Source organism: Paraburkholderia phenazinium (assembly GCF_900100735.1).
GTDB classification, from domain to species: domain Bacteria; phylum Pseudomonadota; class Gammaproteobacteria; order Burkholderiales; family Burkholderiaceae; genus Paraburkholderia; species Paraburkholderia phenazinia.
Map to the genome: position 1 here is coordinate 156,115 of NZ_FNCJ01000004.1, position 16,229 is coordinate 172,343.

14 protein-coding genes are annotated in these 16,229 nt (G+C 62.2%); 1 reads left to right on the forward strand and 13 read right to left on the reverse strand.

Annotated features, from left to right (window positions below; translation table 11 throughout):
* Positions 1-73: 73 nt before the first annotated feature.
* From phoB to BLQ92_RS11055, 10 genes are all read right to left on the reverse strand, one after another.
* Positions 74-775 carry a phosphate regulon transcriptional regulator PhoB gene (gene phoB, locus BLQ92_RS11005; protein ID WP_006051991.1) on the reverse strand — a complete coding sequence of 234 codons (702 nt, stop codon included), beginning with the start codon at positions 773-775 and terminating at the stop codon, positions 74-76.
* Between the two features lie 27 nt (positions 776-802).
* Complete coding sequence (gene phoU, locus BLQ92_RS11010; protein ID WP_090684287.1) at positions 803-1,507, reverse strand: phosphate signaling complex protein PhoU; 705 nt, start codon at positions 1,505-1,507, stop codon at positions 803-805.
* 29 nt (positions 1,508-1,536) lie between these two features.
* Positions 1,537-2,385, reverse strand: coding sequence for a phosphate ABC transporter ATP-binding protein PstB (gene pstB / locus BLQ92_RS11015; protein ID WP_090684289.1), 849 nt, complete (start codon positions 2,383-2,385; stop codon positions 1,537-1,539).
* Between the two features lie 16 nt (positions 2,386-2,401).
* Positions 2,402-3,298 (reverse strand): phosphate ABC transporter permease PstA, encoded by an 897-nt coding sequence (gene pstA / locus BLQ92_RS11020; protein ID WP_090684291.1) that lies wholly within the window; start codon positions 3,296-3,298, stop codon positions 2,402-2,404.
* Complete coding sequence (pstC, locus tag BLQ92_RS11025) at positions 3,295-4,281, reverse strand: phosphate ABC transporter permease PstC (RefSeq protein WP_090684293.1); 987 nt, start codon at positions 4,279-4,281, stop codon at positions 3,295-3,297. The genes pstA and pstC overlap by 4 nt, the downstream gene beginning before the upstream one ends.
* A gap of 111 nt (positions 4,282-4,392) precedes the next feature.
* The gene (gene pstS, locus BLQ92_RS11030; protein WP_090684294.1) at positions 4,393-5,424 is read right to left on the reverse strand and encodes a phosphate ABC transporter substrate-binding protein PstS; all 1,032 of its coding nucleotides are present in this window, start codon (positions 5,422-5,424) and stop codon (positions 4,393-4,395) included.
* A gap of 372 nt (positions 5,425-5,796) precedes the next feature.
* Positions 5,797-7,155 (reverse strand): phosphoglucosamine mutase, encoded by a 1,359-nt coding sequence (glmM, locus tag BLQ92_RS11040; RefSeq protein WP_090684296.1) that lies wholly within the window; start codon positions 7,153-7,155, stop codon positions 5,797-5,799.
* 28 nt (positions 7,156-7,183) lie between these two features.
* Positions 7,184-8,095 carry a dihydropteroate synthase gene (gene folP / locus BLQ92_RS11045; protein ID WP_090684298.1) on the reverse strand — a complete coding sequence of 304 codons (912 nt, stop codon included), beginning with the start codon at positions 8,093-8,095 and terminating at the stop codon, positions 7,184-7,186.
* 80 nt (positions 8,096-8,175) lie between these two features.
* On the reverse strand, positions 8,176-10,065 hold the full coding sequence (ftsH, locus tag BLQ92_RS11050; protein ID WP_090684300.1) for an ATP-dependent zinc metalloprotease FtsH: 1,890 nt from the start codon (positions 10,063-10,065) through the stop codon (positions 8,176-8,178).
* Positions 10,066-10,258: 193 nt separating this feature from the next.
* Positions 10,259-10,921, reverse strand: coding sequence for an RlmE family RNA methyltransferase (locus BLQ92_RS11055; RefSeq protein WP_090684302.1), 663 nt, complete (start codon positions 10,919-10,921; stop codon positions 10,259-10,261).
* A 199-nt stretch (positions 10,922-11,120) separates the two neighbouring features.
* On the opposite strand from BLQ92_RS11055, the gene BLQ92_RS11060 reads away from it, so the two are divergent.
* On the forward strand, positions 11,121-11,654 hold the full coding sequence (locus BLQ92_RS11060; protein WP_090684304.1) for a YhbY family RNA-binding protein: 534 nt from the start codon (positions 11,121-11,123) through the stop codon (positions 11,652-11,654).
* A 72-nt stretch (positions 11,655-11,726) separates the two neighbouring features.
* Here the strand turns inward: BLQ92_RS11060 and BLQ92_RS11065 are convergent, their stop codons facing one another.
* The 3 genes from BLQ92_RS11065 to carB form a co-directional block, all read right to left on the reverse strand.
* Positions 11,727-12,251, reverse strand: coding sequence for a DUF4149 domain-containing protein (locus tag BLQ92_RS11065; RefSeq protein ID WP_090684844.1), 525 nt, complete (start codon positions 12,249-12,251; stop codon positions 11,727-11,729).
* Positions 12,252-12,283: 32 nt separating this feature from the next.
* On the reverse strand, positions 12,284-12,760 hold the full coding sequence (gene greA, locus BLQ92_RS11070; protein WP_090684306.1) for a transcription elongation factor GreA: 477 nt from the start codon (positions 12,758-12,760) through the stop codon (positions 12,284-12,286).
* Between the two features lie 152 nt (positions 12,761-12,912).
* Positions 12,913-16,167, reverse strand: coding sequence for a carbamoyl-phosphate synthase large subunit (gene carB, locus BLQ92_RS11075; protein ID WP_090684307.1), 3,255 nt, complete (start codon positions 16,165-16,167; stop codon positions 12,913-12,915).
* Between the last annotated feature and the right edge of the window lie 62 nt (positions 16,168-16,229).

The following is a 16,229-nucleotide window of genomic DNA, read 5'->3' on the forward strand; positions in this document are numbered from 1 at the left end:
AAGAGAAAACAATGCGCCGCGAGTGAATGTCGCGGCGCGTTGATGCAACTGGCGTTAAACCCGCCCGGCGTGGTTAAGCGCTTTTCGCGAGACGGTATCCGCTGCCCCGAACCGTTTCAATCATAGCATCGCACCCTGCCGGCTTGAGCGCGGCGCGCAGGCGCTTGATATGAACGTCCACCGTGCGCTCTTCGACGAACACGTGGTCGCCCCATACCTGGTCGAGCAGTTGCGTACGGCTATGCACGCGCTCCGGATGGGTCATGAAGAAGTGCAGCAGACGGAACTCGGTCGGACCGAGATCGAGCTTGATCTCGCTGCCTTCCGCATGCGCCGCGACGCGATGCGTGGCCGGATCGAGCTTGAGCCCGTTGATCGCAACCACGTCCTCGGTCAACTGCGGCGCACGGCGGCGCAACACCGCCTTGATGCGCGCCATCAGTTCTTTCGGCGAGAACGGCTTGGTGACGTAGTCGTCCGCACCGATCTCGAGGCCGAGCACCTTGTCCTGTTCATCGCCACGTGCGGTCAGCATGATGATCGGAATGTGCTTGGTCCGCTCGTTGTTACGCAGATCGCGCGCGAACGCGATGCCCGATTTACCCGGCAGCATCCAGTCGAGCAGGACGAGGTCAGGCAACACGTCGCTGATCAGGTTCTGCGCCTGCTCCGCGTTATAGGCGCGGATCGGGCAATGGCCCGCGTGCTGAAGATTGACCGAAATCAGTTCGGAAATGGCGGGCTCATCTTCGATGACGAGAATGCTGCTAGGCATCGGCACCTCTTGACCTTTATGCAGGGGTTAACTAAGCGCTTCGCGTTCGAGCGCGTCGCGCGACTTGTGCCGCACGTCGGTGCCCTTGACGATGTAGATGATGAATTCCGCGATGTTCTTTGCGTGGTCGCCAATCCGCTCGATCGCCTTGGCGATGAAGAGAAAATCGAGGCCCACCGAAATCGAACGCGGATCTTCGGTCATGTACGAAATCAGCTTGCGCACGAAAGCACGGAATTCCTCGTCGATCGCCTTATCGTCGCGCACGATCTGCGCGGCGGCCACCGTGTCGAGACGCGCAAACGCGTCGAGTGCGCGGCGCAGGATCGATACTGCCATCTCGCCCGACAGCTTGATTTCGGCGATGTTGATCTGGCGCGAGGCGCCGTCTTCCATCAGGCGCTTGGTGCGCTTGGCGATCTTTTCGGCTTCGTCGCCGGCGCGCTCGAGATTCGTGATGGTCTTCGAAATCGCGATCAGAAGGCGCAGGTCGCGCGCGGCCGGCTGGCGGCGCGCGATGATGTTGCTGCACTCCTCGTCGATCTCGACTTCCATCTGGTTCAGGCGATCTTCGGCAGCGATCACCTGCTCGCACATGTCGAGGTCGAAATTATTGAGTGCGATCATCGCATTGACGATCTGCGACTCGACGAGTCCGCCCATTTCGAGAACCTTCGACGAAGCGAGATTCAGATCGGCGTCGAACTGACTGGAGAGGTGTTTATCGGACATATCGTGCTCCCTAATGGTGCAGCTCGGGCTTAACCGAAGCGGCCGGTAATGTAGTCCTCGGTTTCCTTGCGGACCGGCTTGATGAAGATCTTTTCGGTGTCACCGAACTCGATCAGCTCGCCGAGGTACATGTAGGCAGTGTAGTCCGAACAACGCGCTGCCTGCTGCATGTTGTGGGTGACGATCACCACGGTGTAATCGGTCTTCAGTTCACCGATCAGTTCTTCGATGCGGCCCGTCGAAATCGGGTCGAGCGCCGAGCACGGCTCGTCGAGCAGCAGCACTTCCGGGCGGATCGCAATGCCGCGCGCAATGCACAGGCGCTGCTGCTGGCCGCCCGAGAGGCCGTAGCCGCTCTGGCCGAGCTTGTCCTTCACTTCATTCCAGAGCGCCGCCTTGGTGAGCGCCCATTCGACCCGGTCGTCCATCTCCGAGCGCGGCAGCGTTTCGAACATCTTCACGCCGAATGCGATGTTGTCGTAGATCGACATCGGGAACGGCGTCGGCTTCTGGAACACCATGCCGATCCGTGCGCGCAGCAGCGAAATATCGCGCTTGGAGGTCAGCAGGTTTTCGCCGTCCATCAGGATTTCGCCTTCAGCGCGCTGCTCCGGATAGAGCGCGTACATCTTGTTGAAGGTGCGCAGCAGCGTGGACTTGCCGCAGCCCGACGGGCCGATGAACGCGGTCACCTTGCCTTCGGGAATCTGCAGGTTGATGTTCTTCAACGCGTGGTACTTGCCGTAGAAGAAGTTGAGGTCGTTGACCTGGATCTTCGGCTGCGCCGACGCTTGGGCACGGGCGCCCTGGGCGGGGTCGAAACCGGCGGGCGCGGTGGGACGCGCGGTCGGATTGAGTTGAGTTTCTGCCATGTTCATCGGATTTACTCCGCCCTTACTTTTTCGAAAAGATCGTACGCGCGAGGATGTTCAGACCCAGCACCCCGAGCGTGATCAGGAAGACGCCGGCCCAGGCAAGCGATTGCCACTGCGGGAAGGCGCTCATCGCAAACTGATAGATCGTGACCGGCAAGTTTGCGACCGGCTGATTCATGTTCCACGAGAAGAACTGATTCGACATCGCGGTGAACAGCAGCGGCGCGGTTTCACCGGCAATCCGGGCGACGCCGAGCAGCACGCCGGTGATGATCCCGGCAATCGACGCCTTCAAGGTAATCGACAGCACCATCTTCCACTTCGGCGTGCCGAGCGCAAAGGCCGCTTCACGCAGCGCGTTCGGCACCAGCTTCAACATGTTTTCGGTGGTGCGGATCACGATCGGGATCTGCAGCAGCGCGAGCGCGAACACGCCGGCCCAGCCGCTGAAGTGGCCGAGTTTCGCGACGACCAGGGCGTACACGAACAGGCCCACCACGATCGACGGCGCCGACAACAGAATGTCGTTGATAAAGCGCGTGACGCTGGCAAGCCAGCCCTTCTGACCGTACTCGGCCAGATAGACGCCCGCGAGAATGCCGATCGGCGTGCCGACGAAGGTGGCCAGCACGATCAGCATCAGGCTGCCGACGATCGCGTTGGCGAGGCCGCCGCCATCGGTATTCGGCGGCGGCGTGGACTGCGTGAACAGTTCGATCGACAGGCCGCCGACCCCGAGGCGCAGCGTCGTATAGAGAATCCACACCAGCCAGATGAGGCCGAAGGCCATGGCGCCGAGCGAGAGCGTCAGCGCGATGGCGTTTTTCACGCGGCGGCGGCTTTGCAGCTTGACGCGCATCGCCTCCAGCGCGGCGGGATCCGCCGAACCCGGCATATTCATGGTGGACTGGCTCATTTTGCGCCCTCCCCTTTCTCGAGGCGAAGCAGCATGATCTTCGAGATCGCAAGGACGATAAAGGTAATCACAAACAGGATCAGGCCCAGTTCCATCAGCGCCGAGGTATGCAGGCCCGGTTCCGCTTCCGCGAATTCGTTAGCCAGCGCCGAGGTAATGCTGTTGCCCGGCGAAAACAGCGAGACGTTGTCGAGCAGATTGGTGTTGCCGATCACGAAGGTGACCGCCATCGTCTCGCCGAGGGCACGTCCCAGACCCAGCATCACGCCGCCGATCACGCCGCTCTTGGTGAACGGCAGGACGATCTTCCACATGACTTCCCACGTCGTACAGCCGATGCCATAAGCCGATTCCTTGAGCAGCACCGGCGTGACTTCGAACACGTCGCGCATCACCGAGGCGATATACGGAATGATCATGATGGCGAGGATCACGCCCGCGCACAGAATGCCAATACCGATCGGCGGGCCCTGGAAGAAGATGCCGATGAACGGCACGCTGCCGAGCACGACGCCGAGCGGCTTTTCGAACCACGTCGCGAAGATCGGCGCGAATACCAGCAGGCCCCACATGCCGTAGACAATCGACGGGATCGCCGCCAGCAGCTCGATCGCAATGCCGAGCGGACGGCGCAGCCACGCGGGCGACAGTTCAGTGAGGAACAGCGCGATGCCGAAGCTGACCGGCACCGCGATCACGAGCGCAATGATCGACGTGGCGATCGTGCCGTAGATCGGCACGAGGGCGCCGAACTTCTGGCTGGGTGGATCCCAGTCGGCAGTCCAGAGAAAGCTCAGGCCGAATTGCTTGATCGACGGCATCGAGGCGACGATCAGCGAAACAATGATGCCGCCGAGCAGCAAGAGGGTGACGATCGCGGAGAGGCGCGCGAGACCGCCAAAAATGACATCGCCGGCGCGACTGGGCGCTTTCTGCTGCGCCGCGCTGCCGGGAGTGCTCGACACGATAGGGATGTCGGACATGGGGACCTATGTACCTGTGACCAGATGCTGCATGACACAACGCCATGCAACCAGCACTACAGCCGCCCAGCCTCATGTGAGGCTGGGCGGCTTGTTACTACGTGTTGACGCTTACTCGGCGAGCGACTTGCCCGATGCGTCCTTCACCTTCTCTTTCCACTGCGTCTTGATTTCCGACACAACCGATTCCGGCAGCGAGATGTAGTCAAGATCGTTTGCAGCCTGCGCGCCGTTCTTGAACGCCCAGTCGAAGAACTTCAGCGTTTCGGCGCCTTGCGGTGCCTTCTCTTGCGTCGTATGCAGCAGCACGAACGTTGCGCCGACGACCGGCCATGCGTTCTGTCCCGGCTCGTTCGTCAGGATCTGGTAGAACGACTTCGACCAGTCTGCGCCTGCCGCTGCAGCCTTGAAGGTGTCCGTCTTCGGCTCGACCACTGCACCCGACGAATTCTTCAGCGCGGTGTAGTTCATGTGGTTTTGCTTGGCGTACGCCCATTCGACATAACCGATTGCGCCCGGCAGACGTTGCACGAAGGCTGCGACGCCGTCGTTGCCCTTGCCGCCCGTGCCCGTCGGCCAGCTGACCGTTGCGCCTTCACCGACCTTCGACTTCCAGTCTGCGTTGACCTTCGACAGGTAGTTCGTCCAGATGAAGCTGGTGCCCGAACCGTCAGCACGGCGCACCACAGCGATATCCGTATCCGGCAGCTTTACCTTCGGGTTCAGTGCAACGATCGCCGGATCGTTCCACTTCTTGATCTTGCCCAGGTAGATGTCGCCGAGCACTTCGCCCGACAGCACCAGTTGGCCCGGCGTCACGCCCGGCAGATTCACAACCGGCACCACGCCGCCGACCACCGTCGGGAACTGGAACAGGCCGTCCTTGGCGAGCTCGTCGTCCTTCAGCGGAGCGTCCGAACCTGCGAAATCAACCGTCTTGGCGTTGATCTGCTTGATGCCGCCCGACGAACCGATACCTTGGTAGTTGACCTTGCCGCCGCCCGACTTCTGATAAGCGTCAGCCCACTTCGTATAGATGGGTGCTGCGAAGGTGCTGCCCGCGCCGGTAATGTCGGTGGCTTGCGCTGCGATCGCGAAGAGCGCGCTAGCCAGGCCAGCGAACGCGGTTTGCATCAATTTCATGAGACCTCCAGTGGTGTGAGCGGATTACACGACACCGCGAAGAATAGGGTCTCTTTGTGACAGTAACGTGACGAACCGTGAAAAGCGCGTGACAGTACGATTACTGCGATGAAAGCAAGATTCGGCTAGTGAAAGCTGTCGGAGCGGCGTTCCCGCCGTGTCTGTAGAGATTAGGCGAAAAATGCGCAGTGGGAACGTTTGCGCGCAGATGAAGGACTTCTGGAAGGGGGGTGATCGAAACGGAAGCGATTAGAAAGGTAAACCTGGATTCCGAGGCGCGAGAGCTGCCTGCGTTTTAGCAGGCGGAGCGTGCGGCGGCGCGACAATTGGCCGCAGCGCCGTACACTCCACCCTGAGCGGGCAGCTTTCGAATCAGGCAGTCGCCTGCTTGACCACGCTGGCGATCGCCTCGGCGTGCTGGACCGCGTCGTCCACCTGTTGGGCTTCGACCATCACACGCAATACCGGCTCGGTGCCGGAGGCGCGGATCAACACCCGGCCGTGCCCTTCCAGGGCGGCCTCGGCTGCGCTGATGGCGCGGCGGATTGCATCGCTGCCCTTCCAGTCCGCGCCCGGCTGCATCCGCACGTTGATCAGCTTCTGCGGGAACAGCGTCACGCCTTCGAGCAGTTGGCCGAGCGTCTTGCCGCTGCGCTTGATGGCCGCCAGCACCAGCAGCGACGAGACGATTCCGTCACCGGTCGAATGGCGGTCGAGCGAGAGGATGTGGCCCGAGCCCTCGGCGCCCAGTTGCCAGCCGTGCTCGCGCAGTTGTTCGAGCACGTAGCGGTCGCCGACCGCCGCGCGCACGAACTGCACGCCGGCGCGCTGCAAGGCCACTTCGACCGCCATATTGGTCATCAGCGTGCCGACTGCGCCTTCCACCTTGCCGTCAGTTGCAATGCGGTCCTTGACCAGCACATATAGCAACTCGTCGCCGTTGTAGAGGCGGCCGGCGGCGTCGACCACCTGCAGGCGGTCGGCGTCGCCGTCTAGCGCGATGCCGAGGTCGGCGTGATTTGCGCGTACCGCGCGCACCAGCGCGTCCGGCGCGGTGGCGCCGACGCCGTCGTTGATGTTGAAGCCGTTCGGCGCGACGCCGATGGAGATTACGTCAGCCCCGAGTTCGTGGAATACGTGCGGCGCAATGTGATACGACGCGCCGTGCGCACAATCGACCACCAGCTTCATGCCGCGCAGATCGAAGGCGGCCGGGAAGGTGCTCTTGCAGAACTCGATATAACGGCCAGCAGCGTCGTCCAGACGCCGCGCCTTGCCGAGTTGCTCGGAGGCGGCGCAGTCGAGCGGCTGGTCCAGTTGCTCCTCGATCTTCAGCTCGACTTCGTCGGGCAGCTTGTCGCCGTTGGCCGAGAAGAACTTGATGCCGTTGTCGTAGTAAGGATTGTGCGAGGCGCTGATGACCACACCAGCTGCGAGGCGCAAGGTGCGCGTGAGATAGGCGACACCCGGCGTGGGCATCGGGCCGGCCAGCATGACGTCGACGCCTGCTGCCGAAAAACCCGCCTCCAGCGCGGCTTCGAGCATGTAGCCCGAGACGCGCGTGTCCTTGCCGATCAGCACAGTCGGGCGCTGGCCGCTGTTGACCCAGCGGTCCCCGCCCGCCAGCACCTTGCCGGCGGCGTAACCGAGCCGCAATACAAAATCCGGCGTGATCGGCGCGTCGCCGACCTTGCCTCGAATGCCATCAGTACCGAAAAAACGACGTGCCATCTTGATGTTTTCCTCTCTCTTCGACGGGTCAGCTGCGACGCGCTGCGTCGCGCATGGCCGCCCAAACTTTTAATGCATCGACTGTCTGCGCCACATCATGCACGCGCAGTATCGCGGCACCGCGCTCGGCGGCGCAGACCGCCGCAGCGATGCTCGCGGCCATCCGCTCCGGCGCCGCCCGGCCCGTGACCGCACCGAGCATCGACTTGCGCGACATGCCCGCCAGGATTGGGAACGCTTCTGGGGACGGCGGCTCGCCGCGCGGTGCCGTGTCCGGCAGGTGGGCGAGCAAGGCGTAGTTGTGTTCGATCACGGCTTTGCCGAAGCCGAAACCGGGGTCGACGCTGATGCGCCGCTTGGCGACACCCGCCTGCGTCAAAGCGGCGACCCGCTCCTCCAGAAACGCCCGCACTTCGCCAACCACGTCCTGATAGGCCGGTTCGCCCAGTTGCATGGTCTGCGGCTCGCCCAGCATGTGCATCACGCACAGGCCGCATTGGCTGTCGCGCACGGCGTCAATGGCGCCGGGCAGGCGAAAGCCCCAGATGTCGTTGATCAGATCCGCGCCGGCGGCCAGCGCGTGACGCATGAGTTCGGGCTTGTAGGTGTCGACGGACAAGGGCACCTGGGCGGCGCGCAACTGCTCGACTAGCGGAATCACCCGCTCCAGTTCTTCGTCGAGCGGCACCGGCGGCGCACCGGGACGGGTCGACTCGCCGCCGATATCGATCATGTCCGCGCCGTCGAGCAGCATCCGCTCGGCCTGGCGCAGCGCATCGCCGCGCAACGCGAACTTGCCGCCGTCGGAGAACGAATCGGGCGTGACGTTGAGAATGCCCATCACCAACGGGCGCTCGAAGCTCAAGGTGAAGCGGCCGCATTGCAACGGCTCAGGTGTGGGGAGATGCGGTAATGCGGTGTTCGACACGTGAAGGGCCATACCTGCTGCGGGCAAAAGAGATCAATGCAAAACGGGCCGGTGTGAAATCACACCGGCCCGTGCTTTGGACGTGGCTTCGATCAGGCCGGCGCAGTCGCGCTGCCCGGCTTCACCTCGGTACCCGCGCTGCCACCCGACGAAGCGTCGCTTGCCGACGGCGGCGAACTCTTCGGGGCGCGCGGCGGACGGCCTGCCATGATGTCGTTGATCTGATCGGCGTCGATCGTCTCCCACTCCATCAGGGCTGCAGTCATCGCTTCGACCTTGTCGCGGTTCTCATCCAGCAGACGCTTGGCGAGGTTGTACTGCTCGTCCAGCACGCGGCGGATTTCCGCGTCGACCTTCTGCTGCGTCGCTTCCGAGATGGTGCGCGTGAAGCCGCGACCGAACGGCGTAGCGTCGTTCTCGTCGTCCACGTAGACCATCGGTCCGAGCGCATCGGTCATGCCGAAGCGGGCCACCATGGCGCGAGCCGTAGCCGTTGCCTTGTTGAAGTCGTCCGAGGCGCCCGTGCTGATCAGGTTCAGGAACAGTTCTTCCGCCACCCGGCCACCGAACAGAATCGCCAGACGATCCAGCAGGTAGTCCTTCGAATACGTTTCGTTGTCGTGCTCCGGCAACTGCCACGTCACACCCAGTGCGCGACCGCGCGGGATGATCGTGACCTTGTGCACCGGATCGGCCTTCGGCAACAGCTTGGCGATCACCGCATGGCCCGACTCGTGGTACGCCGTGGCGCGCTTCGATTCTTCGCGGATCACGGCCGACTTGCGCTCCGGACCCATGAAAATCTTGTCCTTGGCGTCTTCGAAGTCGATCATTTCGACGATGCGCTTGCCGCGGCGTGCCGCGAACAGTGCCGCTTCGTTCACGAGGTTCGCCAGGTCGGCGCCCGAGAAGCCCGGCGTGCCGCGTGCGATCACCGCTGCGTCGACGTCGTTCGAGATCGGCACCTTGCGCAGGTGGACCTTCATGATGTGTTCGCGACCGCGGATGTCCGGCAGGCCGACATAGACCTGACGGTCGAAACGGCCCGGACGCAGCAGCGCCTTGTCCAGCACGTCGGAACGGTTCGTGGCAGCGATCACGATCACGCCCGAGTTCGCTTCGAAGCCGTCCATCTCGACCAGCATCTGGTTCAGCGTCTGTTCGCGTTCGTCGTTACCGCCGCCCATGCCGGCGCCACGATGACGGCCGACCGCGTCGATTTCGTCGATGAACACGATACACGGGGCATGCTTCTTGGCCTGTTCGAACATGTCGCGCACACGTGCGGCGCCGACACCGACAAACATTTCCACGAAGTCCGAACCGGAAATGCTGAAGAACGGCACTTTCGCTTCGCCAGCAATGGCACGGGCGAGCAGCGTCTTACCGGTTCCCGGCGGCCCGACCAGTAGCACGCCGCGCGGGATGCGCCCGCCGAGCTTCTGGAATTTTTGCGGATCGCGCAGGAAGTCGACCAGTTCCGAGACTTCTTCCTTGGCTTCGTCGCAACCGGCGACGTCGGTGAAATTGATTGCGTTGTTGTTCTCATCGATCAGACGTGCACGGGACTTGCCGAACGAGAACGCACCGCCCTTCCCGCCCCCCTGCATCTGTCTCATCATGTAGAACCAGAACCCGATAATCAGGATTGTGGGTCCAAGGTAATACAGCGCGGACACAAGCGCGTTCGGTTCGTCATCGGCCTTGCCGCTCACCTGAACGCCATACTTCATCAGGTCGCCGACCATCCAGATGTCGCCGGGCGACACGATCTGGTACTTCTGGCCGTCTGCTGGAGTGACCGTGAGGTTACGCCCCTGAACGATGACGTTCTTGACCTTGCCGTTCTTCGCGTCATCCATGAACTGCGAATAGGAAACGCCTTCCTGGACACGGGGCTTATCGAACTGCTTGAACACCGTAAACAGCACCAGTGCGATAACCAGCCACACTGCTGCCTTCGAAAACATATTGTTGTTCAAAGCACCACTCCTTCACTCATAGACGGGCGCCTACATTTGCCTTGCGGCACCACTAAAGCATTCTAATCCAGTCCGCAGACCCCTGCCATAACGTTTCGCTACCACAGAAATAGCGCAGGACGCTGCCCCAGTGCCGCTTTTCCGACAAATCTGGGACTCAAAAAGGTCGCGGGACGCCCGCTGGGGTACCCACTTAGCCGGGCCGTTTCAGATGCTTACCCAAAATAAAAGTTTCGGACGATTTGTCGCGCGACGCTTTCGGCTTGCGCGCGGCCACCGTCTTGAACTGCTGCTTGAATTTCTCGACAATCTGGCTGTAACCGCTGCCGTGAAAGCATTTCACTAAAAGGGCACCATCCGGCTTCAGATGATTCTGCGAGAATTCCAGCGCGAGATCGCATACATGCTCGATCCGCGCGGCGTCCGCGAGCGCCACTCCCGACAGGTTGGGCGCCATATCCGAAATTACAAGGTCGACCTGGCGTTCTCCGACCAATTCTTCCAATTGGTGCAGAACCGTGTCCTCGCGGAAGTCGCCCTGGATGAAGGTGACGTCGGCGATCGGCTCCATGGGCAGCATGTCGAGCGCGATAATCATGCCGTCGATGCCGCCTTCGCGCGTCGCATCGCGCTTCGCGCCCTGCGCCAGCTTGTTACGGGCGTACTGGCTCCAGCTGCCGGGCGCCGAGCCGAGGTCGACAATGATCTGGCCGGGACGGATCAGCTTGTCCTGTTCGTCGATTTCCTTCAGCTTGTAGGCCGCTCGGGCGCGGTAACCCTCCCGCTGCGCCAGTTTGACGTACGGATCGTTGATGTGATCGTGCAGCCACGACGTGTTGAACTTGTTTTTTGCCATTAAACGTTGAACTCTTGCTGCGTGATGTCGCGCTTTTAGCGGATAATACGCGTTTAATTCGCGCGGCTGCCGCTCCTTGGGTCATTCACCCTTGGGCTATCAACCGCGTTCTCTGTTGTTCTGACGCGCCGCCCTGCGCGATCGACCAAAGCGATCGGAAATGCAGGCGCCGCCATTTTAGTCGAGTCTCCCACTTTCCATGCCAGCCCTCAAAGTCTCTTCCGATCAACGCGCCGAGTTGCGCTCCCAGGCACATGCGCTCAAACCGGTCGTGCTCATCGGCGCCGAGGGCTTGACTGACGCCGTTCTGGCCGAAATCAAGGTCCACCTTGGCGCCCATCAATTGATCAAGATCCGCGTGTTCGGCGACGAACGCGAAGAACGGATTGCGATCTACGAACAGATCTGCGACACGCTGAATGCCGCGCCGATCCAGCATATCGGCAAGCTGCTGGTGATCTGGAAGCCGGAAGCAGCGGCCAGGCCTGCCAGCCGCGCCAAGCGTGGCGAGCTGCCGAGCGCCCGCGAAGCGGCATCTGAAGATGCCAAGCCGGGTAAAGGCCGCGCCCCGCGCGTGGTCACGGTGGTCAAGCCTTCCGAAATCCCGATGCGCAAGCCGAAGCCCAAGAAGGTCGTGGTACGCGGCAACGAACGCGTCACGCAAGGCGGCAATATCAAGCGCGCCAAAAAGCGCCAAACCAGCGCCAAGCGTCCGCATCAGTCGGTGAAGTAAGCGGCCCGAAAGGCCGAGAAGGCTGCGGGCGCCTTGCCCGCAGCATGGGGCGTCGCTCGCGGGACGTCAGCCTTAACCGGTGACGCCCTTACCCGCTGCGCCTTGGGCTCCTTCCTCGGTCCCATTCGCGGCGCGCGCCACGCCTGCATCGGTGGGCAACTTCCACACCAGGGCAATCGCGAGCAAGCTCTCGATCAGGTAAAACAGGCTCGACACTCCGTGCAGTACGCCGAAGCGCATCGCGTCCGGAGAATGGGCCACATCCGTGCCGGCCTCGAGCGCAGCGATGCGGATGGCATTCATGAAAGGCTGCAGCGCAAAGTATCCCAGCAGCACGCACATCAGCATCCCGGCAATCAACCAGCGCAGGCGGCGATAAGCGTCGTTGCCGCGGCGGATCAGCACGTTGGCAAGCACCAGCAGCAACACCCCGCACACCACGCCAAGCACGCCTTCGATGCGAAACATCTGAGCCGCAAGCGCGCCCGCATCGATCCGGTCTAGCGAGTTGAACAGCACGGGCGCAACCGCATAGCCGATAGTGAGCAGACTGCCGACCCAAATCACGGTCAGCAGCCGGAACACCCGATGCGGCACGGCGGACACCTGAGTAGACACCTGAACGGCCTTTAGATGTAGCTGACGGCGATGATTTCGTACTCGCGCACGCCGCCCGGCGCCTGCACCGAGGCGACGTCGCCTTCCGACTTGCCGATCAGGGCACGGGCGATCGGCGAGCTGATCGAGATCAGGCCGTGCTCGAGGTCCGCTTCGTCGTCGCCGACGATCTGGTATTTGACCGGCGCGCCCGAATCGAGGTCTTCCAGCTCCACGGTCGCACCGAACACGATGCGGCCATCCGCGTCCACCTGGGCGGGATCGATAATCTGTGCGCCGGCCAGCTTCGACTCGATTTCCGCAATGCGGCCCTCGATGAAGCCCTGCTTCTCTTTCGCAGCGTCGTATTCGGCGTTTTCCGAGAGATCGCCCTGGGCACGCGCTTCGGCGATCGAGTTGACCACCGCCGGACGTTCAACCGATTTCAGGTGCTGCAGTTCATCGCGCAGCTTCTTGGCGCCACGCGTCGTCAATGGAATAGTGCTCATAAACAGCTCTAGTGGCAAAAAACGGCCATAAAAAAAATCACCGCGGTTAAGTGCATCCCCGCTGGCGCCTGAGCCCGGGCAAAGCCCATGCCGGTACCTTGAGGGACGCCGCTTAACCGCGGCACTTACATCTTGGACAGGTATTCGAAGCCTTAGTTTAGGCGAGCGTGGAGTCCTTGTAAATCATAGACTTCCAGGTCCTTCAAATACCGCAAACCTTCGACCGCGGCCCGTGCACCCGACATCGTCGTGTAGTACGTGACCTTGTTCGCCTGGGCGCTCATGCGGATTGAACGCGAATCGGCAATCGCCGCGCGGGTTTCGTCGACGGTCGTGAAGACCAGCGCGATTTCGCCGTTCTTGATCATGTCGACAATGTGCGGACGGCCGTCCTTCACCTTGTTGACGACCTTGACCGGCACGCCGGCCGCTTCGATCGCGGCAGCCGTACCCTTGGTCGCGACGATCGGATAGCCCAGCTCATGCAGCATGCGTGCGACTTCGACCGCCTTCGGCTTGTCGGCGTCCATCACGGTCAAGAGCACCGTGCCCGATTCTGGCAGACGCGAACCTGCGGCGAGCTGCGACTTGAACAGCGCTTCGCCGAAGGTCTGGCCCACGCCCATCACTTCGCCGGTCGAGCGCATTTCCGGTCCGAGCACCGGGTCGACCGCCGGGAACTTGACGAACGGGAACACCGCTTCCTTGACGCTAAAGTACGGCGGATCGATTTCCTTCGTCACGCCCTGGGCCGCCAGCTTCTGGCCGACCATCGCACGCGCTGCGATCTTCGCGAGCGGCAGGCTGGTCGCCTTCGAGACATACGGCACCGTGCGCGAAGCGCGCGGGTTCACTTCCAGCACGTAGATGATGTCTTCTTTCGAGCCGTCGGCTTGCGGCACTTGCTGGATCGCGAACTGCACGTTCATCAGGCCGATCACGTTCAGCGCGCGGGCCATCGCGCCGGTTTGACGCTTCAGCTCAGCCACGGTCTCTTTCGACAGCGAGTACGGCGGCAACGAGCAAGCCGAGTCGCCCGAGTGCACGCCCGCCTGTTCGATGTGCTCCATCACGCCGCCGATAAACACGGCTTCGCCATCGGAGATGCAATCCACGTCGCATTCGATTGCGTCGTTCAGGAAACGGTCGAGCAGCACCGGCGAATCGTTCGATACCTTCACAGCCTCACGCATATAACGCTCGAGGTCGCGCGGCTCGTGAACGATTTCCATGGCGCGGCCGCCCAGCACGTACGACGGACGCACCACCAGCGGATAGCCGATCTCTTCGGCGAGCTTGAGCGCTTCGTCTTCGGCGCGGGCCGTGCGGTTCGGCGGCTGACGCAGGCCGAGGTCCTGCAGCAGCTTCTGGAAACGCTCGCGGTCTTCGGCCGCATCGATCATATCCGGCGAGGTGCCGATGATCGGCACGCCGTTCGCTTCGAGATCGAGCGCGAGCTTCAGCGGGGTTTGGCCGCCATACTGGACAATCACGCCGACCGGTTTTTCCTTGTCGACGATTTCGAGCACGTCTTCGAGCGTCAGCGATTCGAAGTACAGACGATCGGAGGTGTCGTAGTCGGTCGAAACGGTCTCAGGGTTGCAGTTGACCATGATCGTTTCGTAGCCGTCTTCGCGCATGGCGAGTGCAGCGTGCACGCAGCAGTAGTCGAACTCGATACCCTGGCCGATCCGGTTCGGGCCGCCGCCCAGCACCATGATCTTCTTGTTATTGGTCGGGTTCGCCTCGCACTCTTCCTCGTAGGTCGAGTACATGTACGCCGTCTTGGTGGCGAACTCGGCCGCGCAGGTGTCGACGCGCTTGTAGACCGGGCGCACGTTCAGTTCGATCCGGCGCTGGCGCACTTCAGCCGGCTTCGCGCCGAGCAGCTTGGCAAGACGCCGGTCCGAGAAGCCGCTTTGCTTCAGATACTTCAGCTCTTCCTTCGACAGGCTCGCCAGCGTGCGGCCGCCCAGCGCCTTTTCCTTCAGCACGATCTGTTCGATCTGCGCGAGGAACCACGGGTCGATCGCGGTCTCTTCGAAGATTTCCGCAGCGCTCATGCCGATACGGAACGCGTCGCCCACGTACCAGATGCGGTCCGGACCGGCTTCGCCGATCTCGCGGATGATCTCGTCGCGGCTGGTGGTCTTTTCATCCAGACCGTCCACGCCGACTTCGAGACCGCGCAGCGCCTTCTGAAACGACTCCTGGAAGGTACGGCCGATTGCCATCACTTCCCCAACCGACTTCATCTGCGTGGTCAGGCGCGGATCGGCTTCGCGGAATTTTTCGAACGCGAAACGCGGAATCTTGGTGACGACGTAGTCGATCGTCGGTTCGAACGACGCCGGGGTCTGGCCGCCGGTGATTTCGTTCTTCAGTTCGTCGAGCGTGTAGCCGCAGGCGAGCTTCGCTGCGACCTTGGCGATCGGGAAGCCGGTGGCCTTCGAAGCCAATGCCGACGAACGCGACACGCGTGGGTTCATTTCAATCACGATCATCCGGCCATCTTTCGGATTGATCGAGAACTGCACGTTCGAGCCGCCCGTGTCCACGCCGATTTCGCGCAGCACTGCGAGCGATGCGTTACGCAGGATCTGGTATTCCTTGTCGGTGAGCGTCTGCGCCGGCGCGACGGTGATCGAGTCGCCGGTGTGGATGCCCATCGGGTCCAGGTTTTCGATCGAGCAGACGATGATGCAGTTGTCCTTCTTGTCGCGGACCACTTCCATCTCGTACTCTTTCCAGCCGAGCAGCGATTCTTCGATCAGCAGTTCGCGCGTGGGCGACAGGTCCAGGCCGCGCTTGCAGATCTCTTCGAATTCGTCACGGTTGTAGGCGATGCCGCCACCCGAACCGCCGAGCGTGAACGACGGACGGATCACCACCGGGTAGCCGCCGCTGCCGGTTTCGGCTGCGATCTGCGCCTGCACCTGCAGCGCTTCTTCCATCGAATGCGCCGTGCCCGACTTGGCCGAACCGAGACCGATCTTGGTCATCGCGTCCTTGAACTTCTGACGGTCTTCCGCCTTGTCGATGGCTTCCGGCGACGCGCCGATCAGCTCGACCTTGTACTTCTCCAGCACGCCGTGCGCGTGGAGATCCAGCGCGCAGTTCAGCGCGGTCTGGCCGCCCATCGTCGGCAGGATCGCGTCCGGGCGCTCCTTGGCGATGATGCGCTCCACCACTTCCCACGTGATCGGCTCGATGTAGGTCACGTCGGCCGTGTTCGGGTCGGTCATGATCGTCGCCGGATTGCTGTTGACGAGAATGACCTTGTAGCCTTCCTCACGCAGCGCCTTGCACGCCTGCGCGCCCGAGTAATCGAACTCGCACGCCTGGCCGATGATGATCGGACCCGCGCCGATGATGAGGATGCTCTTGATGTCTGTCCGCTTGGGCATAACGCTCTCGCTAATGTATTCCTGAATTCTTTCCGTTGGCGCGCTGCGCCGCTGCTGCTGGG

Excerpts from the sequence above, each read along its gene's own strand:
- phoB (WP_006051991.1), bottom strand. The coding sequence starts at position 775 with ATGCCTAGCAGCATTCTCGTCATCGAAGATGAGCCCGCCATTTCCGAA.
- phoU (WP_090684287.1), bottom strand. The coding sequence starts at position 1,507 with ATGTCCGATAAACACCTCTCCAGTCAGTTCGACGCCGATCTGAATCTC.
- pstB (WP_090684289.1), bottom strand. The coding sequence starts at position 2,385 with ATGAACATGGCAGAAACTCAACTCAATCCGACCGCGCGTCCCACCGCG.
- pstA (WP_090684291.1), bottom strand. The coding sequence starts at position 3,298 with ATGAGCCAGTCCACCATGAATATGCCGGGTTCGGCGGATCCCGCCGCG.
- pstC (WP_090684293.1), bottom strand. The coding sequence starts at position 4,281 with ATGTCCGACATCCCTATCGTGTCGAGCACTCCCGGCAGCGCGGCGCAG.
- pstS (WP_090684294.1), bottom strand. The coding sequence starts at position 5,424 with ATGAAATTGATGCAAACCGCGTTCGCTGGCCTGGCTAGCGCGCTCTTC.
- glmM (WP_090684296.1), bottom strand. The coding sequence starts at position 7,155 with ATGGCACGTCGTTTTTTCGGTACTGATGGCATTCGAGGCAAGGTCGGC.
- folP (WP_090684298.1), bottom strand. The coding sequence starts at position 8,095 with ATGGCCCTTCACGTGTCGAACACCGCATTACCGCATCTCCCCACACCT.
- BLQ92_RS11055 (WP_090684302.1), bottom strand. The coding sequence starts at position 10,921 with ATGGCAAAAAACAAGTTCAACACGTCGTGGCTGCACGATCACATCAAC.
- BLQ92_RS11060 (WP_090684304.1), top strand. The coding sequence starts at position 11,121 with ATGCCAGCCCTCAAAGTCTCTTCCGATCAACGCGCCGAGTTGCGCTCC.
- greA (WP_090684306.1), bottom strand. The coding sequence starts at position 12,760 with ATGAGCACTATTCCATTGACGACGCGTGGCGCCAAGAAGCTGCGCGAT.
- carB (WP_090684307.1), bottom strand. The coding sequence starts at position 16,167 with ATGCCCAAGCGGACAGACATCAAGAGCATCCTCATCATCGGCGCGGGT.